Annotated in this window: 22 protein-coding genes and 1 pseudogene; 13 read left to right on the forward strand and 10 right to left on the reverse strand. The window is 53.4% G+C overall.

Annotation, left to right across the window (positions count from 1 at the left end; genetic code table 11):
- Positions 1 to 28 precede the first annotated feature (28 nt).
- The 12 genes from rpmH to ACRDD5_RS05010 all read left to right on the forward strand — a co-directional run bounded on the left by rpmH (position 29) and on the right by ACRDD5_RS05010 (position 10881).
- Positions 29 to 169: a 50S ribosomal protein L34 gene (gene rpmH, locus ACRDD5_RS04955; protein WP_002220736.1), complete on the forward strand. Its 141-nt coding sequence runs from the start codon at positions 29 to 31 to the stop codon at positions 167 to 169.
- Positions 170 to 185: 16 nt separating this feature from the next.
- The gene (rnpA, locus tag ACRDD5_RS04960; RefSeq protein WP_014072458.1) at positions 186 to 545 is read left to right on the forward strand and encodes a ribonuclease P protein component; all 360 of its coding nucleotides are present in this window, start codon (positions 186 to 188) and stop codon (positions 543 to 545) included.
- A complete protein-coding gene (yidD, locus tag ACRDD5_RS04965) occupies positions 509 to 766 on the forward strand; it encodes a membrane protein insertion efficiency factor YidD (protein WP_271266158.1) in 258 nt (85 codons plus the stop codon). Before rnpA ends, yidD begins: the two co-directional genes overlap by 37 nt.
- A gap of 2 nt (positions 767 to 768) precedes the next feature.
- Positions 769 to 2412, forward strand: a complete 1644-nt coding sequence (gene yidC / locus ACRDD5_RS04970; protein ID WP_271283054.1) for a membrane protein insertase YidC — start codon at positions 769 to 771, stop codon at positions 2410 to 2412.
- 74 nt (positions 2413 to 2486) lie between these two features.
- A complete protein-coding gene (mnmE, locus tag ACRDD5_RS04975) occupies positions 2487 to 3851 on the forward strand; it encodes a tRNA uridine-5-carboxymethylaminomethyl(34) synthesis GTPase MnmE (RefSeq protein ID WP_271283055.1) in 1365 nt (454 codons plus the stop codon).
- 230 nt (positions 3852 to 4081) lie between these two features.
- A complete protein-coding gene (gene tnaC / locus ACRDD5_RS04980; RefSeq protein ID WP_418939611.1) occupies positions 4082 to 4159 on the forward strand; it encodes a tryptophanase leader peptide in 78 nt (25 codons plus the stop codon).
- Between the two features lie 226 nt (positions 4160 to 4385).
- Positions 4386 to 5801 carry a tryptophanase gene (gene tnaA, locus ACRDD5_RS04985; RefSeq protein WP_438676100.1) on the forward strand — a complete coding sequence of 472 codons (1416 nt, stop codon included), beginning with the start codon at positions 4386 to 4388 and terminating at the stop codon, positions 5799 to 5801.
- 92 nt (positions 5802 to 5893) lie between these two features.
- Entirely contained in the window at positions 5894 to 7150 is a 1257-nt protein-coding gene (gene tnaB, locus ACRDD5_RS04990) for a low affinity tryptophan permease TnaB (RefSeq protein ID WP_271283057.1), read from the forward strand.
- A 132-nt stretch (positions 7151 to 7282) separates the two neighbouring features.
- The gene (locus ACRDD5_RS04995) at positions 7283 to 8458 is read left to right on the forward strand and encodes an MFS transporter (protein WP_438676101.1); all 1176 of its coding nucleotides are present in this window, start codon (positions 7283 to 7285) and stop codon (positions 8456 to 8458) included.
- On the forward strand, positions 8427 to 9389 hold the full coding sequence (gene yidZ, locus ACRDD5_RS05000; protein ID WP_438676102.1) for an HTH-type transcriptional regulator YidZ: 963 nt from the start codon (positions 8427 to 8429) through the stop codon (positions 9387 to 9389). Before ACRDD5_RS04995 ends, yidZ begins: the two co-directional genes overlap by 32 nt.
- A gap of 143 nt (positions 9390 to 9532) precedes the next feature.
- Positions 9533 to 10279: a 4'-phosphopantetheinyl transferase family protein gene (locus ACRDD5_RS05005; protein ID WP_271283060.1), complete on the forward strand. Its 747-nt coding sequence runs from the start codon at positions 9533 to 9535 to the stop codon at positions 10277 to 10279.
- A gap of 35 nt (positions 10280 to 10314) precedes the next feature.
- Complete coding sequence (locus ACRDD5_RS05010; RefSeq protein ID WP_271283061.1) at positions 10315 to 10881, forward strand: NADPH-dependent FMN reductase; 567 nt, start codon at positions 10315 to 10317, stop codon at positions 10879 to 10881.
- A 35-nt stretch (positions 10882 to 10916) separates the two neighbouring features.
- Here the strand turns inward: ACRDD5_RS05010 and adeP are convergent, their stop codons facing one another.
- Positions 10917 to 12254, reverse strand: a complete 1338-nt coding sequence (gene adeP / locus ACRDD5_RS05015) for an adenine permease AdeP (RefSeq protein WP_271283062.1) — start codon at positions 12252 to 12254, stop codon at positions 10917 to 10919.
- A 168-nt stretch (positions 12255 to 12422) separates the two neighbouring features.
- Between adeP and yieH the strand changes: the two genes are divergently transcribed.
- Complete coding sequence (gene yieH, locus ACRDD5_RS05020; RefSeq protein WP_438676103.1) at positions 12423 to 13088, forward strand: 6-phosphogluconate phosphatase; 666 nt, start codon at positions 12423 to 12425, stop codon at positions 13086 to 13088.
- A 47-nt stretch (positions 13089 to 13135) separates the two neighbouring features.
- Here yieH and ACRDD5_RS05025 read toward each other — a convergent pair whose 3' ends face one another.
- From ACRDD5_RS05025 to pstS, 9 genes and pseudogenes are all read right to left on the reverse strand, one after another.
- Positions 13136 to 13861: a glucosamine-6-phosphate deaminase gene (locus ACRDD5_RS05025; RefSeq protein WP_438676104.1), complete on the reverse strand. Its 726-nt coding sequence runs from the start codon at positions 13859 to 13861 to the stop codon at positions 13136 to 13138.
- A 3-nt stretch (positions 13862 to 13864) separates the two neighbouring features.
- Positions 13865 to 15046 carry an alpha/beta hydrolase-fold protein gene (locus tag ACRDD5_RS05030; RefSeq protein WP_438676105.1) on the reverse strand — a complete coding sequence of 394 codons (1182 nt, stop codon included), beginning with the start codon at positions 15044 to 15046 and terminating at the stop codon, positions 13865 to 13867.
- 29 nt (positions 15047 to 15075) lie between these two features.
- Positions 15076 to 16611, reverse strand: a complete 1536-nt coding sequence (locus ACRDD5_RS05035) for a carbohydrate porin (protein ID WP_438676106.1) — start codon at positions 16609 to 16611, stop codon at positions 15076 to 15078.
- 32 nt (positions 16612 to 16643) lie between these two features.
- Positions 16644 to 17999, reverse strand: a pseudogene (locus ACRDD5_RS05040) (PTS transporter subunit EIIC); the annotation flags it as partial.
- A gap of 305 nt (positions 18000 to 18304) precedes the next feature.
- Positions 18305 to 19030 (reverse strand): phosphate signaling complex protein PhoU, encoded by a 726-nt coding sequence (gene phoU / locus ACRDD5_RS05045; protein ID WP_039032224.1) that lies wholly within the window; start codon positions 19028 to 19030, stop codon positions 18305 to 18307.
- Positions 19031 to 19043: 13 nt separating this feature from the next.
- Entirely contained in the window at positions 19044 to 19817 is a 774-nt protein-coding gene (pstB, locus tag ACRDD5_RS05050; RefSeq protein WP_271283067.1) for a phosphate ABC transporter ATP-binding protein PstB, read from the reverse strand.
- 47 nt (positions 19818 to 19864) lie between these two features.
- A complete protein-coding gene (gene pstA / locus ACRDD5_RS05055) occupies positions 19865 to 20755 on the reverse strand; it encodes a phosphate ABC transporter permease PstA (RefSeq protein WP_271283068.1) in 891 nt (296 codons plus the stop codon).
- The gene (pstC, locus tag ACRDD5_RS05060) at positions 20755 to 21714 is read right to left on the reverse strand and encodes a phosphate ABC transporter permease PstC (RefSeq protein ID WP_271283069.1); all 960 of its coding nucleotides are present in this window, start codon (positions 21712 to 21714) and stop codon (positions 20755 to 20757) included. Before pstC ends, pstA begins: the two co-directional genes overlap by 1 nt.
- Before the next feature lie 80 nt (positions 21715 to 21794).
- On the reverse strand, positions 21795 to 22835 hold the full coding sequence (gene pstS, locus ACRDD5_RS05065) for a phosphate ABC transporter substrate-binding protein PstS (protein WP_271283070.1): 1041 nt from the start codon (positions 22833 to 22835) through the stop codon (positions 21795 to 21797).
- Positions 22836 to 23049: the final 214 nt, after the last annotated feature.

The raw sequence follows: 23049 nt of genomic DNA on the forward strand, positions 1-23049 counted from the left end.
ATTTATTCAAGTTTAGGTAGAAATCGCCATGAAACGCACTTTTCAACCGTCTGTACTGAAGCGCAACCGTTCTCACGGCTTCCGTGCTCGTATGGCTACTAAAAATGGTCGTCAGGTTCTGGCACGTCGTCGTGCTAAAAGCCGTTCACGTCTGACCGTTTCCAAGTAATTAAGCTAACCCCTGAGTGGTTAAGCTAGCATTTCCCAGGGAGTTACGTTTGTTAACTCCCACTCATTTCACTTTCGTCTTCCAGCAGCCACAACGGGCTGGCACGCCGCAAATCACCATCCTCGGCCGCCAGAATTCGCTGGGGCATCCCCGCATCGGTCTTACAGTCGCCAAGAAAAATGTTAAGCGTGCGCATGAACGCAATCGGATTAAACGTCTGACGCGTGAAAGCTTCCGCTTACGTCAACATGAACTCCCGTCTATGGATTTCGTGGTGGTGGCGAAAAAAGGGGTTGCTGACCTCGATAATCGTGCTCTCTCGGAAGCGTTGGAAAAGCTATGGCGTCGCCATTGTCGCCTGGCTCACGGTTCCTGATAGCCCTTATCCGGGTCTATCAACGCCTGATCAGTCCGCTGCTTGGGCCGCACTGCCGTTTCACTCCAACCTGTTCAAGCTACGGAATTGAGGCATTGCGCAGGTTTGGAGTGATAAAAGGCAGTTGGTTGACGGTGAAACGCGTATTAAAATGCCACCCTTTACATCCCGGTGGAGACGACCCCGTCCCCCCAGGACCTTTTGATACCAGAGAACACTAACGATGGATTCGCAACGCAATCTTCTTATCATCGCTTTGCTGTTCGTGTCTTTCATGATCTTCCAGGCTTGGGAGCAGGATAAAAATCCTCAACCTCAGCAGCAGATCACGCAGACAACGACCACCGCAGCGGGTAGCGCCGCCGACCAGGGCGTACCGTCCAGTGGCCAGGGTAAACTGATTACGGTTAAGACCGATGTGCTTGAACTGACTATCAACACCCGTGGTGGTGATGTTGAGCAGGCGCAGCTGGTAACTTACCCGAAAGAGCTCGCCTCTACTGAGCCTTTCCAGTTACTGGAAACCACGCCGCAGTTTATCTACCAGGCACAGAGTGGCCTGACCGGTCGTGATGGCCCGGATAACCCGGCTAATGGCGCGCGTCCGCTGTATAACGTCGATAAAGATGCGTTTGTGCTGGCGGATGGCCAGAACGAACTCGCGATTCCGATGACTTACACTGATGCTGCTGGCAACACCTTCACCAAAACCTTCACCCTGAAACGCGGTGAATATGCGGTGAGCGTGGGCTACAACGTGCAGAACACCGGTGCGAAACCACTGGAAGTCTCCACCTTTGGCCAGCTGAAGCAAACCATCAATCTGCCGACGCACCGTGACACCGGAAGCAACAACTTCGCGTTGCATACCTTCCGTGGCGCAGCGTACTCCACGCCAGATACCAAGTACGAGAAATACAAATTCGACACCATCGCCGAAAACGAAAACCTGAACGTCAGCTCGAAAGGCGGTTGGGTGGCGATGCTGCAACAGTATTTCGCGACAGCATGGGTACCGAATAACGCGGGCTCCAACAACTTCTACACCGCTAACCTGGGCAACGGCATTGCCGCTATCGGCTATAAGTCTGAGCCGGTTCTGGTTCAGCCGGGTCAAACCGGTACGCTTGGCAGCACCCTGTGGGTGGGCCCGGAAATCCAGGACAAAATGGCTGCAGTGGCACCGCACCTGGATCTGACCGTAGATTACGGTTGGTTGTGGTTCATCTCTCAGCCGCTGTTCAAACTGCTGAAGTGGATCCACAGCTTCCTGGGTAACTGGGGCTTCTCGATCATCGTTATTACCTTTATCGTTCGTGGCATCATGTACCCGCTGACCAAAGCGCAGTACACCTCCATGGCGAAGATGCGTATGCTGCAGCCGAAGATTGCGGCGATGCGTGAGCGTCTGGGCGATGATAAGCAGCGTCAGAGCCAGGAGATGATGGCCCTGTATAAAGCAGAGAAAGTGAACCCACTGGGTGGTTGCTTCCCGCTGCTGATTCAGATGCCAATCTTCCTTGCGCTGTACTACATGCTGATGGGTTCCGTTGAACTGCGCCACGCGCCGTTCGCCCTGTGGATCCATGACCTGTCTGCACAGGACCCGTACTACATCCTGCCGATCCTGATGGGTATTACGATGTTCTTCATTCAGAAGATGTCGCCTACCACTGTGACCGACCCGATGCAGCAGAAGATCATGACCTTTATGCCGGTCATCTTCACCGTGTTCTTCCTGTGGTTCCCGTCAGGTCTGGTGCTGTACTATATCGTCAGCAACCTGGTAACCATTCTGCAGCAGCAGCTGATCTACCGTGGTCTGGAAAAACGTGGCCTGCATAGCCGCGAAAAGAAAAATTCCTGATTCGGTTAGGCTGTAGCTAAAATAAAGGCGGTCATCAGACCGCCTTTTTTTATTGCCATTTGATGAGACAAACCATGAGCCATAACGACACGATCGTCGCCCAGGCAACCCCACCGGGACGCGGTGGTGTGGGCATTCTGCGCATCTCTGGCCTGAAGGCGCGCGAAGTCGCCGAAGCGGTGCTGGGTAAGCTGCCAAAACCCCGCTACGCCGACTACCTGCCGTTTAAAGATAACGACGGTACCGCGCTGGATCAGGGCATTGCGCTGTGGTTCCCGGGGCCAAACTCCTTTACCGGTGAAGACGTGCTCGAACTGCAGGGCCACGGCGGCCCCGTGATCCTCGATCTGCTGTTAAAACGTATTCTGACCCTGCCCGGCCTGCGCATTGCCAGACCGGGCGAGTTCTCCGAACGGGCCTTCCTGAACGACAAGCTGGACCTGGCCCAGGCCGAAGCGATTGCCGATCTGATTGACGCCAGCTCCGAGCAGGCCGCGCGTTCGGCGCTCAATTCGCTTCAGGGCGCTTTTTCCGTCCGCGTAAACCATCTTGTGGAAGCGCTCACTCACCTGCGCATCTACGTGGAAGCCGCGATTGATTTCCCGGATGAAGAGATCGACTTCCTGTCTGATGGCAAAATCGAAGCTCAGCTGAACGGCGTTATGGCCGATCTGGATGCGGTACGTGCTGAGGCGCGTCAGGGCAGCCTGCTGCGCGAAGGGATGAAGGTAGTGATTGCCGGGCGTCCGAACGCCGGAAAATCGAGCCTGCTTAACGCCCTTGCGGGTCGCGAAGCGGCGATTGTTACCGACATTGCCGGTACCACCCGCGACGTGCTGCGTGAACACATTCATATCGACGGTATGCCGCTGCATATCATCGACACCGCCGGTTTACGCGATGCCAGCGACGAAGTGGAGCGGATCGGTATCGAACGTGCCTGGCAGGAGATCGAGCAGGCCGACCGGGTACTGTTTATGGTTGATGGCACCACCACTGCGGCGCTTGACCCGGCGGAGATCTGGCCGGACTTTATCGCCCGCTTGCCTGCTAACCTACCGATCACCGTGGTGCGTAACAAAGCGGACGTCACCGATGAAGCACCGGGCCTGAGCGAGGTGAACGGTCACTCACTGATCCGTCTGTCGGCACGCACCGGCGAAGGCGTGGACGCGCTGCGCAGCCATCTGAAACAGAGCATGGGCTTTGATACCAGCATGGAGGGCGGTTTCCTTGCCCGCCGTCGTCATCTGCAGGCGCTGTCCGCTGCTGCCGAGCACCTGGAGCAGGGCAAAGCCCAACTGCTGGGTGCCTGGGCGGGTGAACTTCTGGCGGAAGAGCTGCGTCTGGCGCAGCAGGCGTTAAGCGAGATTACCGGTGAGTTTACCTCGGACGATCTGCTTGGGCGGATTTTCTCCAGCTTCTGTATTGGTAAGTAACTGCGCTTCAGTCATCTGAGAAAAAGCCGCATAACCGCCCTGTTATTGCGGCTTTTTTTTGCCGGTTAGAAAAAATAATAACGTATGTGACTATCTATTCTATATTACTAAAATAAATAGCAATCCCGATTATTATATTAACTGTGATTACAATCACAATTAATATATCGGCAGATAGACAAACATTCTCATTAGAATAATGTATATGCGTGTCTAATGAGGATAAATCAATGCCGATTACCTTAAATACATACATCACGTCTAAGTGGTTTAATGTTGACAATAAAATTGTCAATCACCACCCATAATCTCCCTTCGCCTCTGATTCTCTATGCAACCTGAATAGATTACACATCTATTTGATGGGTATGCCTTAATTATTGCGCTTATTAAGCTGCGATCGTGCCTTTGCATCTATCAGTCTGTGAGGATTATCCCCTCGACTGAGATGAGTAATGGCCGGCATACTCTTACCTGTATTAATGGTTATCAATAATAACCATCAGCACCGCTGCGAAAAAAAAGGACGCTATAATGGAAAACTTCAAACATTTACCAGAACCATTTCGCATCAGAGTCATTGAGCCGGTTAAACGTACCACCAGAGAGCACCGTGAAAAAGCTATCATCAAATCGGGTATGAACCCGTTCCTGCTTGATAGCGAAGATGTGTTTATTGATTTACTTACCGACAGCGGTACCGGGGCCGTGACCCAAAATATGCAGGCCGCAATGCTGCGCGGCGACGAAGCCTATAGCGGGAGCCGGAGTTATTACGCATTGTCCGAAGCGGTAAATACTATTTTTGGTTATCAATATACTATCCCTACCCATCAGGGCCGCGGCGCTGAACAAATTTATATTCCTGTCTTAATCAAAAAACGTGAACAGGAAAAAGGATTAGACCGGACTAAAATGGTCGCCTTCTCTAACTACTTCTTTGATACCACGCAGGGACACAGCCAAATAAATGGCTGCACCGTGCGCAACGTTTATATTAAGGAAGCGTTTGATACCGGCATCCGCTATGACTTCAAAGGTAACTTTGACCTGCAAGGGTTAGAACGCGGCATTGAGGAAGTGGGCGCGAGCAACGTACCTTATATTGTTGCCACGATCACCAGTAACTCTGCCGGGGGGCAACCTGTTTCGCTGGCCAACCTGAAGGCGGTTTACGCGATCGCTAAAAAATATGATATCCCAGTGGTAATGGATTCCGCGCGCTTCGCCGAAAACGCCTATTTTATTCAGAAGCGCGAAGCGGAATATAGAGACTGGAGCATTGAAGAAATTACCCGCGAAACCTACAAATACGCGGATATGCTCGCTATGTCGGCGAAAAAAGACGCGATGGTTCCCATGGGCGGCTTGCTGTGCATTAAAGATGACCGCTATTTCGACGTTTACACCGAGTGCAGAACCCTTTGCGTCGTCCAGGAGGGCTTCCCGACTTACGGTGGCCTTGAAGGTGGTGCGATGGAACGCCTTGCGGTTGGTCTCCGTGACGGTATGAATCAGGACTGGCTGGCATACCGTACGAATCAGGTTCAGTACCTGGTCGACGGACTGGAATCCATTGGCGTAATTTGTCAGCAAGCGGGTGGCCATGCCGCGTTTGTGGATGCCGGAAAGTTACTTGCGCATATTCCTGCAGAGCAGTTCCCGGCTCAGGCGCTGGCTTGTGAATTGTATAAAGTGGCAGGTATTCGGGCAGTTGAAATCGGTTCGTTTTTATTAGGCCGCGATCCGAAAACAGGTCAGCAGCTACCCTGCCCGGCTGAATTATTGCGTTTAACGATTCCGCGTGCAACCTACACGCAATCACATATGGACTTTATTGTCGAAGCCTTTGAGCATGTCAAAGAAAATGCAATGAATATTAAAGGACTGACATTCACCTACGAACCGAAAGTATTACGTCACTTCACTGCCAAACTCAAAGAAGTTTAACCTGCTGTCATTGGGTGGCAACGTCCGTTTGCCACCCGCACATAATTAAATAAATTAACAACATCAAGCTTACCATAATTGATGGGGGCACTATGGAAAACACGTTAGAGTTAGAGACTAAGCACTCCGCTGTCTGGGGTGTTATGGTGATAGCAGGTACCGTTATTGGCGGGGGAATGTTTGCTTTACCCGTGGATCTGGCAGGGGCATGGTTCTTTTGGGGGGCGTTTATTTTAATAATAGCCTGGTTCTCAATGCTTCACTCGGGTTTGTTACTATTAGAAGCTAATCTTAATTATCCAGTCGGTTCAAGTTTCAATACCATCACAAAAGATCTGCTCGGCAATAAATGGAATGTGGTCAGTGGCATTACGGTTGCATTTGTTCTCTATATACTGACTTACGCTTATATCTCCGCCAACGGCGCAATCATCAGCGAAACCATTGCGATGAATCAAGGGACGCATGTTAATCCCCGTATCGTGGGGATATGTACGGCAATCTTTGTTGCAGCCGTATTGTGGTTTAGTTCATTAGCCGCCAGCAGAATTACCTCGCTCTTTTTAGGTATTAAGATTATTTCCTTTATCGTTGTTTTTGGATCATTCTTCTTTCAGGTTGATTATTCAATATTAAGAGACCTCAACGTTAGTGCGAGCAGCAACACGACCTATTTCCCATATATCTTTATGGCACTGCCGGTATGTCTGGCATCGTTTGGCTTTCATGGCAACATTCCAAGCCTGATCATTTGCTACGGCAAGCGCAAAGACAAACTGATAAAAAGCATTGTTCTCGGCTCGCTGCTGGCCCTGGTTATCTATCTGTTCTGGTTGTATTGCACGATGGGCAACATCTCCCGCGATAGCTTCAATGAGATCATCTCCTCCGGGGGGAATGTCGATTCATTAGTGAAATCTTTCCTCGGTACCCGGCAACATGGGGTGATCGAATTTTGCTTGCTGGTGTTCTCAAATTTAGCCGTGGCCAGCTCATTTTTTGGCGTGACATTAGGTTTGTTCGACTATCTTGCTGACCTCTTCAAACTCGATAATTCACCGTCTGGTCGCCTGAAAACAATCCTGCTGACTTTCCTGCCACCCGCCATCCTCTACTTAATTTTCCCCAATGGTTTTATCTATGGAATTGGTGGCGCAGGGCTGTGTGCAACAGTATGGGCCGTCATTGTCCCCGCCTTTCTCGCATTGAAAGCGAGACAAAAATTCCCGAACAAGATGTTCACCGTCTGGGGCGGCAAGGTTATCCCGTCGATCGTGATCCTGTTCGGTGTCGTGGTCATTTTCTGCTGGTTCGGCAGCACCTTTAATTTCTTACCGCGCTTTGGCTGAATCTGACTAAAACTCTGCCAGCCATCTCACCCTGAGATGGCTTTCCTGGCAGGAAATCACCATTGTCCAAATGGCAACTCGCCACATCCCCGTTATCCCCCTATGCTGCTTGCCTGCATCTATGGGGGATTTATGGCTCGTTTTCTGTTTTGTAGTTTTGCGCTGGTGCTGCTGTATCCATCAGGGATTGATATGTATCTGGTGGGGCTTCCGCACATCGCCCGGGATCTGGGCGCCAGCGAAGCACAGCTGCATATTGCGTTTTCGGCCTACCTCGCCGGGATGGCGTCATCGATGGTGTTTGCCGGGAAGATTGCCGATAAAGCGGGTCGGCAGCCTGTCGCCATCACCGGGGCGGTCATTTTTGCCCTCGCCTCCGTGCTGTGCTCAATGGCACAGGACAGCACCCTGTTCCTCACCGGGCGCTTTATTCAGGGTATTGGCGCAGGCGGCTGCTACGTGGTGGCCTTTGCGATTTTACGCGATACCTTAAGCGCCCAGCGCCGCGCCAAAGTGCTCTCTATGCTGAACGGCATCACCTGCATTATCCCGGTGCTGGCGCCGGTGGTGGGCTATCTGATTATGCTTAAGCTGCCGTGGCAGAGCCTGTTCTGGACGATGGCGGCGATGGGTGCTCTGGTGTTTATCCTGTCGATTACGGTACTGAAAGAGACTCACCCGGGTTCGCAGAATGCGGGCCATAGCGCCACGCGGCCGCCGGACGAAAAACTCCTGAACCGCTTCTTTATCAGCCGGCTACTGGTGACCACGCTAAGCGTGGCGGTGATCCTGACCTATGTAAACGTTTCCCCGGTGCTGCTGATGGAGGTGATGGGCTTTGATCGCGGGGAATATTCCACGGTGATGGCCTTAACGGCGATGGTCAGTATGGCGGTGTCGTTCTCGACGCCGTTTGCCCTGAATATCTTTAGCCAGCGCACGCTGATGCTGACTTCTCAGGTGCTGTTCCTGGCGGCAGGGGTGATTCTGGCGACCGCCAGTTCCCATGCCCTGATGCTTGCGGGGATTACCCTGATTTGCGCGGGTTTCTCCGTGGGCTTTGGCGTTGCGATGAGCCAGGCGCTGGGCCCCTTTGCCCTGCGCGCAGGGGTGGCAAGCTCGGTGTTGGGTATCGCCCAGGTATGCGGCTCTTCGCTGTGGATTTGGCTGGCGGCAATAATCGGGCTCAATGCCCTGAATATGCTGATCGGGGTGCTGATTGGCTGTAGCATGCTGTGCATTACCTTACTTTTGGTTATCCGGCCCGCAGCGCACTATGAAGAAACCCATCAGCAGTCTCGATCTTAATCTTTTGTTATGCCTGCAGCTTTTGCTGCAGGAGCGCAGCGTCACTAAAGCCGCAAAACGGATGAACGTCACCCCCTCAGCGGTGAGTAAATCGCTGGCTAAGCTGCGCGATTGGTTCGACGATCCGCTGTTCGTCAAAACCCCGCTGGGGCTGCTCCCGACACCGCTGACGGTGAGTCTGGAGCAGGATCTTGCCGACTGGATGCAGATTGGTAATCAGATCCTCGACAAATTCCATCATGACTCCCCCGGCGGCCTGACGTTCGAGCTGGCGGCAGAGACCCCGCTGATGCTGATCCGCTTTAACACATTGCTGGAACAGATTAATCAGCGCTATCCGCAGGCCACGGTCAAAATGCGCCACTGGGATTACGATTCACTGGACGCCATTACGCGCGGGGAGGTCGATCTCGGCTTTACCGGACGGGAAACGCATCCGCGCTCCCGCGAACTGCTCAAGCTGATGCCGTGGTTTATCGACTATGAAATTCTGTTCAGCGACCGTCCCTGCGTCTATCTACGCGAGGATCACCCCGCGCTGCAGGATGAGTGGAATCTGGAAACATTCCTGCGCTACCCGCATATCAGTATTTTCTGGGAGCGTAGCGACACCTGGGCGCTGGATGAAGTGTTAAGAGAGATGGGCCGCGAGCGCAATATCGCCATGAGTTTGCCGGGTTTCGAGCAGTCGATGTTTATGGCCGCGCAGCCGGGCCATAACTACATTGCCACCGCACCGCAATACTGTCATCACTATAATCAGCTCCACCAGCGCAAGCTGATTGCCCTACCGATCCCCTTCGATGACGCGCAGGCCGAGAAGCTCACCGTGCCCTTCACCCTGATCTGGCATAAGCGTAACAGTCTCAATCCGAAAATCCTCTGGCTTCGGGAAACCATTAAGGCGCTGTATGGTTCACCACTGTGTTAGCAAGCGTATTTTTGACTAATAAAATGTAAAGTTCGGCCTCAGAACGTCTCTTCGCCTCATTTAGCCATTAAAACAGACGGAAAGTTAAGCGATAATGATGTAAGCGTTTAACATCACTACTGACCATTATCATGGAGCGAAAAATGGCTACGCATTTTGCAAGAGGGACTCTGACTGAGGGGCAGCTGGTTTCATCCCGACTCTCGTCATGCTGTCATAACGACGCGCGAAAACTCCCCGAACATCGTCGTACGCGGTTCCTCGCCTCCCGGGCGCTGCTCGCCGAACTGCTGTTTATGTTGTATGGGACCGGCGAGCTGCCGGAAGTGATCACCCAGCCGGAAGGGCGTCCTGTTTTTGCTGATCCGGATCTGCCGCGTTTTTCTATTGCCTACGCCGGAAATATCGTGGGTCTGGTACTGACGACCGAGGGCGACTGCGGACTGGACATGGAACTCCAGCGCGCAATACGCAACCTGCACGGCTCCCATGCCCACGATGATTACCCCCTCTCCAGCAATGAGAACTTATGGGTACGTAACCAGAACGATCCCAACGAAGCCAAAGCCCAGCTGATCACCCTGCGTCAGAGCATCCGTAAGCTGTCAGGCGACGCCAGTGATTGCGCCAGCCTGCTGCAGCTGTTACCCGGCTCGGGTCGCCTGCGCGCCGCCAAAGCCCCCGAAATTGAAGCCCTGAGCGATGCCGAAGACGTGCTGATCTGGTCGATTGCCGTCACCCCGGCCATTGAGCGACTCAAAATCTGGCAGTTTGATAGCCGCCTCGGCTGGCACAGTCTGCCGGATGTGCCCGCCCGCGCGAACGAACCCGAAGCGCGCCTGATGCGCTTAACCAGTTTACCGATTGAAAAAGCCATTATCCTCAACTGACCCTTCAGGGCCATCATGATGAAGAAGGAGTAATCATGTCTGATACGCTGAACGTTGTTACGTTACTGGGAAGTCTGCGCAAAGATTCATTTAACGGGATGGTTGCCCGCACGCTGCCGAAGTTGGCACCCGCGGGAATGGCGATCGCTGCCCTGCCGTCGATCGGTGATATTCCGCTGTATGACGCCGATGTGCAGCAGGAAGAGGGGTTCCCGGCGTCTGTCGTCGCGCTGGCAGACCAGATTCGCCAGGCGGATGGCGTGGTGATTGTCACCCCGGAATATAACTACTCGGTACCGGGTGGCTTAAAGAACGCGATCGACTGGCTTTCTCGCCTGCCGGACCAGCCGCTGGCGGGTAAACCGGTACTGATCCAGACCAGTTCAATGGGGGCGATTGGTGGCGCGCGCTGCCAGTATCACCTGCGCCAGATCCTGGTGTTCCTGGATGCGATGGTAATGAACAAGCCGGAATTTATGGGCGGAGTGATTCAGAACAAGGTCGACCCGCAGACAGGTGAAGTGGTGGATCAGAGTACGCTGGACCATCTGACCGGTCAGCTGACCGCATTTGGGAAGTATATTCAGCGGGTGAAAGCGTAACTAAAAACCCCTCTCGTTAAGAGAGGGGTTTTGCATTAGTGCGCGTCGATAAAGGCAATCTTCAGAATGAACAGCAGCGCCACCACAATCACGCATGGGCTCAGTTCACGCCAGCGCCCGGTGCCCAGCTTCATCACGCAGTAAGAGATAAAGCCCAGCGCAATCCCTTCGGTGATTGAGAAGCTGAACGGCATCATCACCGCGGTAATAAACGCCGGAACCGCTTCGGTCAGATCATCCCACTTCACGCGCGACAGGCTGGATGTCATCAGCACACCCACGTAGATCAGCGCGCCTGCAGCCGCATATGGCGGTACCATTCCGGCCAGCGGAGAGAGGAAGATCACCAGCAGGAACAGCAGTCCTACAACCACCGCGGTCAGACCGGTACGGCCTCCGACAGATACCCCGGAAGAGGATTCGATATACGCAGTCACAGAAGAGGTACCGATAAAGGACCCGGTCACGGAAGAGATACTGTCCACAAACAGCGCCTGCTTCATGCGTGGGAATTTCCCTTTCTCATCTGCCAGACCGGCTTTGTCGGTGACGCCGATCAGCGTACCGGAGGAGTCAAACAGGTTAACCAGCATGAACGAGAAGATCACGCCCGCCAGACCCAGATTCAGCGAGCCCGCCAGATCGACGTGGCCAATCACGGTGGTGACGCTCGGGGGCGCAGAGACGATCCCGCCGTACTTCACATCGCCCAGCATCCAACCCAGCAGGGTGGTGACCACGATGGAAACCAGCACCGCGGCGTGAATGTTACGCGAGGCGAGAATCGCAATGATAAAGAAGCCCAGCACGCCCAGCAGCACGCTGTGCGAGGTCAGGTTGCCAATGCTGACCAGCGTTTCCGGATTCGCCACGATCACGCCGGCGTTTTTCAGCCCCATCATGCCGATGAACAGGCCGATACCGCTGGTGATACCTACGCGCAGGCTGACCGGGATATTGGCAATCATCCAGTAGCGGACGCGGAAAATGGTCAGGATCAGCAGACCCACCGCACCCCAGAAGATTGCGCCCATCCCCACCTGCCACGGCAGGCCCATTGCCTGAACCACTACAAAGGCGAAGAAGGCATTCAGGCCCATCGCTGGCGCCAGCGCCACCGGTAGGTTAGCGAACAGACCCATCAGGATGCTGCCGAAAGCGGCGATCAAACACGTCGTTACGAAGACGGCGCTGGTATCCATGCCAGCAACGCCCAGAATTTGCGGGTTCACGAAAACGATATAGACCATCGTCAGGAAGGTGGTGAAACCGGCGATCACTTCGGTGCGTGCCGTGGTGCCGTGTTCGCGCAGTTTAAACACGCGCTCAAGCAAACCCGTTCCAGAAGACTGGGTAGTGTGTTGTTGACTCATCATCTATTTCCGAACAAGGAGGGAAAATTCGTCGCTATCCTATACCAAAATGCGACAATAGGGGCGGTTGGCGCGCATTTTTTTTCATTGAATTTGCTTATACGGCAACGATTGCGTCCCACCATTCGGCATTACGTAAACGTTAAACTTGTTAAGAAAGGGAAAGGCATGTCTCAGATTGAAGCAGTGTTTTTCGACTGCGACGGTACGCTGGTCGACAGTGAGGTCATCTGTTCCCGGGCGTATGTCACCATGTTCCAGGAATTTGGTATTACGCTCGATCTCGAAGAGACGTTCAAACGCTTCAAAGGCGTGAAGCTCTACGAAATCATCGATATCATTAACGCCGAACGCGGCGTCAGTCTCGCGAAAGCGGATCTGGAGCCTGTTTACCGCGCCGAGGTCGCACGCCTCTTCGACTCAGAACTGGAGGTGATCGCCGGTGCCAGCGAGCTGCTGGACGCGATGGCCGTGCCGATGTGCGTGGTCTCGAATGGCCCGGTCAGCAAAATGAACCACTCCCTGGGCAAGCTGCAGATGCTGCACCATTTCCCGGAAAAACTGTTCAGCGGCTACGATATTCAGCGCTGGAAGCCCGATCCAGCACTGATGTTCCACGCGGCAAAAGCGATGAACGTCAATGCGGAAAACTGCATCCTCGTGGATGACTCCAGCGCGGGGGCGCAGTCGGGTATTGATGCGGGGATGGAGGTGTTTTACTTCTGCGCCGATCCGCATAATAAGCCGATCAGTCATCCGAAGGTGACCACCTTTACCGATCTGGCTCAGCTACCGGCACTGTGGAAAGCACGCGGCTGGAATATCACCCGCTAAGCCTGACCAGCCGTAAAGCAACACGCTTTACGGCTGTACGAGGGGTGTCAGTGCGGCTGAGTCAGGGCAGAGACCGCGGCCTTATCCGCAATAATGGTTAATGCCGGATGCAGCTGTAGTACCGACGCCGGAAGCTGTTCCGTTACCGGCCCTTCGAGCATCCCCTTCAGCGCCTGCGCCTTCCCTTCGCCGTTTACAATTAGCAGTAGGTTTTTTGCCGCCATGATGCTTTTCGGCCCCATTGTTACGTAGCTGTCCGGGACCAGCGAAAAATCGCCGCCCAATTCGCCGTGAGCCACCGTGTTAACCATTTCGCCCGCAATCGGCACTTCGGTGGTCATATCGTGGAAGTGGGTAGTATTGGGCAAGTTACCGCAAAAGTGCCCGTCTGCACCGAGCCCCATCACCACCAGATCCAATCCACCCTGTTGGGCGATCTTCGCATCGTGATCGTGATAATTATCCACCGTCAGCTTCTGGATGTTGTCTTCGCTAATGCTGGCCGGGGTAAAGAACAGGCCGCGTAAATTGGTGATAGTCACGCCATCCCCGGTTTTGCCGCGAAAAGGAATTTCGTCGAAGTTATAAAAATGTACGTTCTTCAGCCAGTCTTTGCCTTTTACGGATGCGGTAAGCAACTCGTACATTCGCTTCGGCGTTTTACCTGCGGTGATCGCCAGATTCACCCGACGCGGTTTCAGCATGTATTCAACCACATGACGAGCCGCGAGCTGACTCATCTGCTCAACGTCTTCTGTTACGATTAGCTTCATCTTCTACTCCCGCGGTGATTTAAATAATTTTTGCACGAAGGCCGCGTAAGCCGGGCGCCAGACGTCCATTTCATGATTCAGGCCGGGGTATTCCTGATAATCGAAGCGGATCTGGCGTTTCTCAAGCTCTTGCTTCAGGCCAAGGATATCTTTACCGGTGACGACATCTTTCTCACCGACCACTACCGTGAAATTGCGCAGTTGCTTGTTAATTGACTTCGGGTCATTCAGCCGCGCACTGACGCCGGCATCCGGCACCGTGGTGGTGGTGACGCCGCTAAAGGTGGCCAGCCAGCCGAACTGCTCAAGGTGATTCATCCCGGAGACCAGTGCCTGGTAACCGCCCTGCGACAGGCCCGCCAGCGCACGGCCATCCGCGTCGTCACGCACGTTAAAGCGTTTGCTAATCAGGGGGATGATGTCGTTCATTAGCTCGCGATCGGCAGCCTGGGCATTCAGCGGGTAGAAGACATTGCGCCGCTCGTTGGGAATAAACTCCTCTGCGACGATCCCCGTTGCATCGGTTTCGGTGTCTGGCACCACCACCAGCATCGGCTCAATTTTTCCGTCGGCGAGCAGGTTATCCATGATCTGCGCGATACGCCCCTGATCGATCGCCGAGCGACCGGTATCGCCAAAGCCATGATAGAAATAGAGCACCGGCAGCGGTTTTCCCTGACCAGGGTAGCCAGGCGGCGTCCAGACGAACAGCTGGCGCTCAGACTTGAGCGCAGCAGAGTGGTAGGTCAGAGTAATCAGATCCCCGTGCGGCACCGGATTCACATCCAGAATGCTCCCCGGCACCAGCACCATGCTGGTATTCACCTGACGCTGCGGCTTGGTCATCGCCGTACCGGTGTCAATACTGCGCACGCCGTCAACGTTGAAGAAATACTCATACAGGTTGGGCTGCATCGCCGGCCCCTGCCAGCTCCAGAGACCCGCGCTGTCTTTGGTCATTGGATGAATATTTTCCGGCGAGGGGATCCCCACCACTACCGACACGCTTTTCGCTGCTGGAGCAAAATAGCGCCAGGTTACCGACTTATCAGCATTCACCTGCGTGACATACTGACTCAGTGGCCGGGAGGGATCCGGTGCGGCCGGGAGATCTGCCGCGAAAGCGGTCTGGCTGATGCAAAAGCACAGCGTAATCAGCGATAAGCTCGTTTTAATGCGTTTCATGGGTATCGTCCTTAATAAAATGTATCGGGTTACCACCAGATTTCAGCCTGCGCACCTACCGCAAACTGGTCATTTTTCTGATCTTCGAACGTGAAGTCATCCAGCTCGGTGTCTTCTGCTTTGATGTAAGTTGCGTAGAAACGGATTTCCGGGCGAGAGGTCAACATGCTGGTGTTAACTTTAAAGGTGTGGAACAGCGTTGTTTTGTAACCGGACTCGTCATATTTCTCTCCGCTGAGATCGGTGTTCTGCTGTTTGAAATACCCCAGCTCTACGCCGGTCTGGTTATATTGATCCCAGATATAAGCCGGGCGAACGACGGCACGAATGGACTCAAAGTCGGAATGTGCCCCCGTTTCATAGCTGTAGACATCATTGCCGAAGGAGTAAACCAACGCATTGGCGACAATAACCCGGTCGTTGAGGTACATCTCCCCCTGCGAGGTCAGACGTACCGCCGTGCCGTTGGTGTGATCGCCGTAATATTTGCCGTTGAAGGTGGTGAACGGACTGGAGCCCGCATAGCGTGAGAAGCTGCTCGCAATGGAGTTATTGGCCAACAGCACCGAGAACTCATTGAAGCCACCGGTATCAAATTTTTGCGTCAACGAGGTGCCAACCATCCAGGTGTCTTTCCACTGGTAATAGTCGTTGTTCTGCTGGTTATATTTCTCGCTCGAGCTCTGGTTTGCCGCGACGTAGCGCCCGCTAACCATCAGCGTGGCTTTATCCCACAGCGGTAGATCCTTGTAGCGCAGATCGATGGTATTGGTATTGATTTGCTGTTTGTTTTGCAGGGCACGGTCGTAGTCGTCAACATCCTCACGTACCAGCGCGATATCGATCTTACCTGGCCCCACTTTCCAGTTTTCCAGCCCGATCCCGGCCGCAGCGTCGGTACGCTGTGTTTTCCAGTCCAGCATCTGGATCTCGATTTTTGGCGCGCCGTGTTTGCCGACCCAGAAGTCCGCTTCCGGGGCAAACGGCAGGAAGCCCTGCGTCGTCACGTACATATCGGAAAACTGCATATAGTTTTCGCCGCCCGCATTATCACCAAACCAGCCGGTGGAGTACTGCTGGCCGACGTTGCCATCCAGCATCACAATGGCATCGACGCGCTTATTGCCCTCCTGCCAGACCCGCTGTTTAAGCTGCAAATCGAACCAGCCGGAGTACTCATTCCCGAGTCGACCCAGTGAGCCGATCGCCCAGGATTTTGGCGAGCCGTGTGAGGCCGTTCCCCAGCCGGAGCGATAGTAGCCGTTATAGCTAAAGCCGATTTCATCTTTCACAAATTTACTGAAATCTTTCATGGTGATGGAAGAATAAACATCCCCATTAGCGTTATCGGTTTTCACCAGCACTGCATCCGGTTTTTTCGCTGGGCTGACGACCTGCGTTTTGGCGAGCTCTTTATCCTTATATTGTTGAAGCTCGCCCTGGGTCTCTTTTAATGCTTGCTCGAGAGATGCGAGGCGTTGCTCCACGGTTAATGATTGTGACCCGGCATAGCAAAAAGGTGTCATCACTAAAATGACAGAGGTGAGGATGTTTCTCCTGAACATAATAATATTCCCTTTAATGGTTGTTATAAAACGGCAGAGGATTTTCTGGCTGAAATAAAACTAAACAGAACGGTAATAACAAACGCCATGACGATAGAAATAACCGCACCGGTAATACAGGCCCAGACGGTATAATCGACGCCGGTAGAGGGGATCGTTTGCATAAAAGTGAAGATGCTCGGTATCCCAAAGGAATAGACTTTAGTCTGGGCAAAACCAATAACGGCGCCGCCTGCTGCGCCGCTGATGCAGGCAATAACGAACGGATATTTACGCGGTAAATTGACGCCGTAAACGGCGGGCTCGGTGATACCAAATAGCCCGGTGACTGCCGCAGATCCTGCCACCGCGCGTTTTTGCCGATCGCGTTCACGCAGGCAGATCGCCAGCGCGGCACCCACCTGCGCCAGAATCGCCGGCACCAGCAGAGGCATCATGGTGTCGTAACCCAGCACCGTGAAGTTGTTGATGCACAGCGGCACCAGCCCCCAGTGCAGACCGAACATCACAAATACCTGCCACAGACCGCCCATCAATGCGCCTGCAAACCCGGGTGCGGCGGTATAGATGAACAGATAACCTTGTGCTATCAGCCCGCTTATCCAGGTGGATACCGGCCCCACCACCATAAAGGTCAGCGGGGTAATCACCATCAGGCACAGCAGCGGCGAGAAAAAGTTTTTGACCGCTGACGGCAGCCACGCATTGAGCTTTCTCTCCAGCAAACTGCACAGCCAGGCGGAAAAAATGATTGGGATAACCGAAGAGGTGTAGTTGATAAAGGTCAGCGGAATGCCCATAAAATCAAATGCGGTGCCGCCAGACTCGCCCAGTGCCTTTAGCACCACCGGATGCACCAGCGCGCCGCCAATAATCATGGTCACGAACGGGTTGCCGCCAAACTGCTTTCCGGCGGTATAGCCGAGGATTATCGGGAAGAAATAAAACAGTGCATCGCTGGCGCTGAACAGGACTAAATAGGTTCCGCTCTGCTCGCTTAACACGTTCAATGTCGTGGCGACGGCGAGGCAGCCTTTAAGGATACCGGTCGCCGCCAGTAAGCCGATAAGGGGGGTAAAAATGCTCGAAATGACATACACAAAGCGATTGAACAGAGAGCCTTTTTCCGCATCCGCTGTCGCGGGCGTTTTTTCGCCGACAATCGCATTTACGGCGTTATAAATATCGTGAACATGGTTTCCAATAACAACCTGAAATTGACCGCCGTGTTCGACGACCATAATAATTCCGGGTGTGTTTTTTAATACTTCAGCGTTCGCTTTACTGCTGTCTTTTAATTTAAACCGTAAGCGCGTCGCGCAGTGCATCAGGCTCACGATGTTATCTCTCCCGCCAACCCCAGCCACTATTTCCCCGGCTAATGTCATCTTGTTCATCCTTTAACAGTTATAGGCAAAAAAAAACCTGAAAAAGACGTCTCTTCTTGAGAAGGCCGTCTCTTTCAGGTTTTGCCCGCATGATTACGGTAGCAATCCACTATTTAACGCTGTTACGCCATCGAATAAATTGAATAAAATGACTTTTTGGCGTTGGAATGTTTTATTTCAGACTGAGATTAAAAACAATGCAGGGCTGAGTGAAATGTGACTGATATCTTAATTAATTGTCAACATGCGCGGGATATATTGATAGGATAAATATAACGCCAGCATAACTGGCGTTATGAATGATATTACTCTTTCGGATCTTTACCCGCGAGCATTTTGTCCAGCTCATCACCGCCAACGTGACGGAAATCCTGTCCTTTCACGAAGTAGAAGATGTATTCGCAAATGTTCTGGCAGCGGTCACCGATACGTTCGATTGAGCGGGCGCAGAACAGGGCGGTCAGTACGCTTGGAATGGTACGAGTGTCTTCCATCATGTAGGTCATCAGTTGACGCACAATGCCTTCATACTCCTGGTCGACTTTCTTGTCCTCACGGTAGATACGCACCGCTTCGTCCAGATCCATCCGCGCAAAGGCATCCAGCACATCGTGCAGCATCTGCACGGTGTGGCGACCTAGCGATTCCAGGCTCACCAGCAGCGGCTGGTGTTGCTGAGAAAATTTCTCCAGCGCGGTGCGGCAAATTTTGTCCGCCACGTCGCCAATACGTTCCAGCTCGGCGATAGTTTTGATGATCGCCATCACCAGGCGCAGGTCGCTCGCCGTTGGCTGGCGTTTGGCGATGATCCGCACGCAGGCTTCGTCAATGGCGACTTCCATCATGTTGACGTTTTTATCGCCCTCTACCACGCGCTTTGCCAGCTCGCTGTCCTGGTTATGCATCGCGGTGATCGCATCAGAAAGCTGCTGCTCTACCATTCCGCCCATGGTCATCACCTGGGTGCGGATGCTTTCCAGCTCTGCGTTGAACTGGCCGGAAATGTGTTTATTAAGATTGAGGTTGTCCATGGTTAACTCCAAATCAACCGTAGCGGCCAGTAATATAGTCTTCCGTTTGCTTTTTCGCGGGCTTGGTGAACAGATCGTCCGTTTTACTGAACTCAATCAACTCGCCCAGGTACATAAACGCGGTGTGGTCGGAACAACGCGCAGCCTGCTGCATGTTGTGGGTCACGATCACCACGGTGTAATCCGCTTTCAGCTCCGTGATCAGCTCTTCGATACGCCCGGTGGAGATGGGATCCAGGGCTGAACAAGGTTCATCCAGCAGCAGCACTTCCGGTCGAATGGCGATGCCACGCGCAATGCACAGACGCTGCTGTTGACCACCGGAGAGAGAGTATCCGCTCTGGTGAAGTTTATCTTTGGTTTCGTTCCATAATGCGGCCTTGGTCAAGGCCCACTGCACGCGCTCATCCATATCAGTACGGGAGAGCTTCTCGAACAGGCGTACACCAAAGGCGATATTGTCATAAATGGACATCGGGAATGGCGTCGGCTTCTGGAACACCATGCCCACCTTCGCACGCAGCAGCGCGATATCCTGGGTATTGGTGAGAATGTTATCGCCATCAAGCAGGATTTCGCCTTCGGCGCGCTGCTCAGGATACAGCGAATACATTTTGTTAAAGGTACGCAGCAGGGTGGATTTACCACAGCCTGAAGGCCCGATAAAGGCTGTCACCTGGTTCTTGGCGATATCCAGGTTGATGTTTTTCAGGGCATGGAATTTGCCATAGTAAAAGTTCAAATCACGAACCGAAAGAATACCTGGGGCAGTATCAACCATACTCATTGACTCATTTCCTCATCCGGCGCCGCAGAGTGCCACGCCGTCAATAATTAACCGTGTTTCTTCTTCGCGAAAATAACGCGCGCCAGAATGTTCAGTAACAATACACACAGGGTAATAATCAGCACCCCGGCCCAGGCCAGTGACTGCCATTCGGCAAACGGGCTCATTGCAAATTTAAAGATGGTCACCGGCAGGTTGGCGATCGGCTGCATCATGTCCGTGCTCCAGAACTGATTGGAGAGCGCGGTAAAGAGCAGCGGGGCCGTTTCACCTGCGATACGGGCAATGGCCAGCAGCACACCTGTCAGGATCCCAGAGACCGAGGCCTTCAGAGTGATGGCGGAAATCATCTTCCACTTCGGCGTACCCAACGCGTAGGCTGCTTCACGCAGGCTATCCGGCACCAGTTTCAGCATGTTCTCGGTGGTACGGATAACGATAGGTACCTGCAGCAGCGCCAGCGCAATCACCCCCGCCCAACCGGAGAAGTGCTCCATCTGCGCCACCACGATGGTGTAAACAAACAGACCGACCACGATAGACGGGGCAGAAAGCAGAATGTCGTTAATGAAGCGGATCACTTCTGCGACCCACGACTTGCGGCCATATTCCGCCAGATAAATACCCGCCATGATGCCCAGTGGGGTACCAAAAACGGTCGCCCACAGGATCAGCAGGCCGCTGCCCGCCAGGGCGTTCGCCAGGCCGCCACCCGCTGTATTTGGCGGTGGAGTCATTTCGGTGAACAGCGCCAGCGACATACCGTCGATACCGCGGGTCACCGTGGAGAACAGGATCCAGATAAGCCAGAACAGGCCAAACGCCATCGTTGCCATCGAGAGGCTCAACGCAAGGCGGTTTTTAAAGCGGCGCTTCGCCTGCATTTTGCGGCGAGATTCTGCCAGCTCGGCGGTGTTTTGCATTTCGAGCGTCGCCATTAGCGTGCCCCCTCATTTTTGGCCAGGCGCATGATCATCACTTTAGAGATCGCCAGAACGATGAAGGTGATAACAAACAGAATTAAGCCCAGTTCCATCAGTGCCGCAACGTGCAGGCCCGATTCCGCTTCGGCGAATTCGTTAGCCAGCGCCGAGGTGATGCTATTACCCGGCATGTAGAGGGAGGCACTGTCGAGCTGGTAGGTGTTACCGATGATAAAGGTGACCGCCATGGTTTCGCCCAGCGCGCGGCCCAGACCCAGCATCACGCCGCCAATCACCCCGTTGCGGGTAAACGGCAGGACGATACGCCAGATAACCTCCCAGGTGGTGCAGCCGATACCGTAGGCCGACTCTTTCATCATCACCGGAGTTTGTTCGAAGACATCGCGCATTACCGCCGCAATGTAGGGAATAATCATGATGGCCAGGATCACACCTGCAGCCAGGATCCCGATACCGAATGCCGGACCGGAAAAGAGCGCGCCCACAAACGGAATATTCGACAGGACGTTGCCTACCGGCTCCTGGAAGTAAGTTGCAAACAGTGGCGCAAAGATAAACAGGCCCCACATGCCGTAAACGATACTCGGGATGGCCGCCAGCAGTTCGATGGCGATGCCCAGCGGACGCTTCAGCCAGTTCGGTGCCAGTTCAGTCAGGAACAGGGCGATACCAAAGCTGACCGGCACGGCAATCAGCAGGGCGATAAACGAGGTTACCAGCGTGCCGTAAATCGGCACCAGTGCACCGTAGATATCGTTCGGGGCATCCCATTCCTTGGTCCACAGGAAGGAGAAACCAAATTTCTGGATGCTCGGCCAGGAGGAGAAAATCAAGGACACGATAATGCCGCCCAGCAGCAATAGCACAATCAGCGCAGCCAGTTTTACCAGCGCGCTGAAAATCATGTCACCTTTTTTACCCGGAGGGTTAAATGCAGGCTTGGTTGCAGCCATAAGTTACTCTTCTGTTAATCGCGTTTACGAAGTTAGCGGGTGCGCCAGGCGCTACCCGCTATTTTCGTCAGAATGCTAAATTAATACAATGCCTTACCGCTGCTGTCTTTAACGTTGGTTTTCCATGCAGCACGAATCTGCTCAACCACGCTGTCCGGCAGGCTGGCGTAGTCCAGGTCATTAGCCTGTTTGCCGCCATTTTTGTATGCCCAGTCGAAGAACTTCAGCACTTCAGTACCCTGCTCAGGTTTCTTCTGATCTTTGTGCACCAGGATGAAGGTGGTAGAGGTGATTGGCCATGCCTCGTCACCCTTCTGGTTAGTCAGATCCTGGGCGAAAGATTTGCTCCAGTCAGCGCCTTTAGCGGCGTTAGCGAAGCTCTCTTCCGTCGGGCTTACCGGCTTACCATCTGCAGAGATAAGTTTGGTGTAGGCCAGGTTGTTCTGCTTGGCGTATGCGTATTCTACGTAGCCGATTGAGCCAGGCAGACGCTGTACGAACGCGGCGATACCATCGTTACCTTTACCACCCAGACCGGTTGGCCAGTTAACGGTAGAGCCTGAGCCGACTTTGGATTTCCACTCTTCGTTCACTTTCGCCAGGTAGCTGGTGAAGACGAAGGAGGTACCGGAGCCGTCAGCACGACGCACCACGGCGATGTTCTGCGAAGGCAGCTTCACGCCAGGGTTCAGTTTGGTGATGGCTTCGTCATCCCATTTTTTGATTTTGCCCAGGTAAATGTCACCCAGGGTTTTGCCGTCCAACACCAGCTCGCCTGATTTCAGGCCAGGGATATTCACGGCCAGCACAACACCACCGATAACGGTCGGGAACTGGAACAGGCCTTCCTGCGTCAGTTTTTCATCAGACAGAGGAGCGTCAGATGCGCCGAAATCAACGGTGTTGGCCGTAATTTGTTTAACGCCACCGGAGGAACCGATACCCTGGTAGTTAACCTTGTTACCTGTTTCTTTCTGGTAAGTATCAGCCCATTTGGCATACACCGGCGCAGGGAAGGTTGCACCAGCACCCGTCAGGCTTGCCTCAGCAAATACAGAGAAAGCGCTCATCGATAAGGTCGCGGCGACAACAGTTGCGACAGTGGTACGCATAACTTTCATAATGTCTCCTGCAAGGATTTCGTAAATCATTGTTTAAGTGGCTACGATGAGCAAAATAGGACAAACAGGTGACAGATAAATGTCCGAATTATGACAGTTTTATGACATAGAAATCTGCAGGAAAAAATCAGCAAAATAAGCGTTTAACATCATCGCGTTAGCATTAAACATGACGGATTTTTTTCAGTAAAATTATCTTTATGTGACACTGAAA

The sequence above is a fragment of the Silvania sp. genome, from assembly GCF_051656365.1.
GTDB classification, from domain to species: domain Bacteria; phylum Pseudomonadota; class Gammaproteobacteria; order Enterobacterales; family Enterobacteriaceae; genus Enterobacter; species Enterobacter hatchlandensis.

Coding starts and splice junctions, on each gene's coding strand:
- tnaC (WP_418939611.1), top strand. CDS start 4,082: ATGCCGATTACCTTAAATACATACATCACGTCTAAGTGGTTTAATGTT.
- tnaA (WP_438676100.1), top strand. CDS start 4,386: ATGGAAAACTTCAAACATTTACCAGAACCATTTCGCATCAGAGTCATT.
- ACRDD5_RS05035 (WP_438676106.1), bottom strand. CDS start 16,611: ATGTTCAGGAGAAACATCCTCACCTCTGTCATTTTAGTGATGACACCT.
- yidZ (WP_438676102.1), top strand. CDS start 8,427: ATGAAGAAACCCATCAGCAGTCTCGATCTTAATCTTTTGTTATGCCTG.
- adeP (WP_271283062.1), bottom strand. CDS start 12,254: ATGAGTCAACAACACACTACCCAGTCTTCTGGAACGGGTTTGCTTGAG.
- pstB (WP_271283067.1), bottom strand. CDS start 19,817: ATGAGTATGGTTGATACTGCCCCAGGTATTCTTTCGGTTCGTGATTTG.
- ACRDD5_RS04995 (WP_438676101.1), top strand. CDS start 7,283: ATGGCTCGTTTTCTGTTTTGTAGTTTTGCGCTGGTGCTGCTGTATCCA.
- yidD (WP_271266158.1), top strand. CDS start 509: ATGGCGTCGCCATTGTCGCCTGGCTCACGGTTCCTGATAGCCCTTATC.
- pstC (WP_271283069.1), bottom strand. CDS start 21,714: ATGGCTGCAACCAAGCCTGCATTTAACCCTCCGGGTAAAAAAGGTGAC.
- ACRDD5_RS05005 (WP_271283060.1), top strand. CDS start 9,533: ATGGCTACGCATTTTGCAAGAGGGACTCTGACTGAGGGGCAGCTGGTT.
- rpmH (WP_002220736.1), top strand. CDS start 29: ATGAAACGCACTTTTCAACCGTCTGTACTGAAGCGCAACCGTTCTCAC.
- phoU (WP_039032224.1), bottom strand. CDS start 19,030: ATGGACAACCTCAATCTTAATAAACACATTTCCGGCCAGTTCAACGCA.
- pstS (WP_271283070.1), bottom strand. CDS start 22,835: ATGAAAGTTATGCGTACCACTGTCGCAACTGTTGTCGCCGCGACCTTA.
- yidC (WP_271283054.1), top strand. CDS start 769: ATGGATTCGCAACGCAATCTTCTTATCATCGCTTTGCTGTTCGTGTCT.
- mnmE (WP_271283055.1), top strand. CDS start 2,487: ATGAGCCATAACGACACGATCGTCGCCCAGGCAACCCCACCGGGACGC.
- ACRDD5_RS05025 (WP_438676104.1), bottom strand. CDS start 13,861: ATGAAGCTAATCGTAACAGAAGACGTTGAGCAGATGAGTCAGCTCGCG.
- tnaB (WP_271283057.1), top strand. CDS start 5,894: ATGGAAAACACGTTAGAGTTAGAGACTAAGCACTCCGCTGTCTGGGGT.
- ACRDD5_RS05030 (WP_438676105.1), bottom strand. CDS start 15,046: ATGAAACGCATTAAAACGAGCTTATCGCTGATTACGCTGTGCTTTTGC.
- yieH (WP_438676103.1), top strand. CDS start 12,423: ATGTCTCAGATTGAAGCAGTGTTTTTCGACTGCGACGGTACGCTGGTC.
- ACRDD5_RS05010 (WP_271283061.1), top strand. CDS start 10,315: ATGTCTGATACGCTGAACGTTGTTACGTTACTGGGAAGTCTGCGCAAA.
- pstA (WP_271283068.1), bottom strand. CDS start 20,755: ATGGCGACGCTCGAAATGCAAAACACCGCCGAGCTGGCAGAATCTCGC.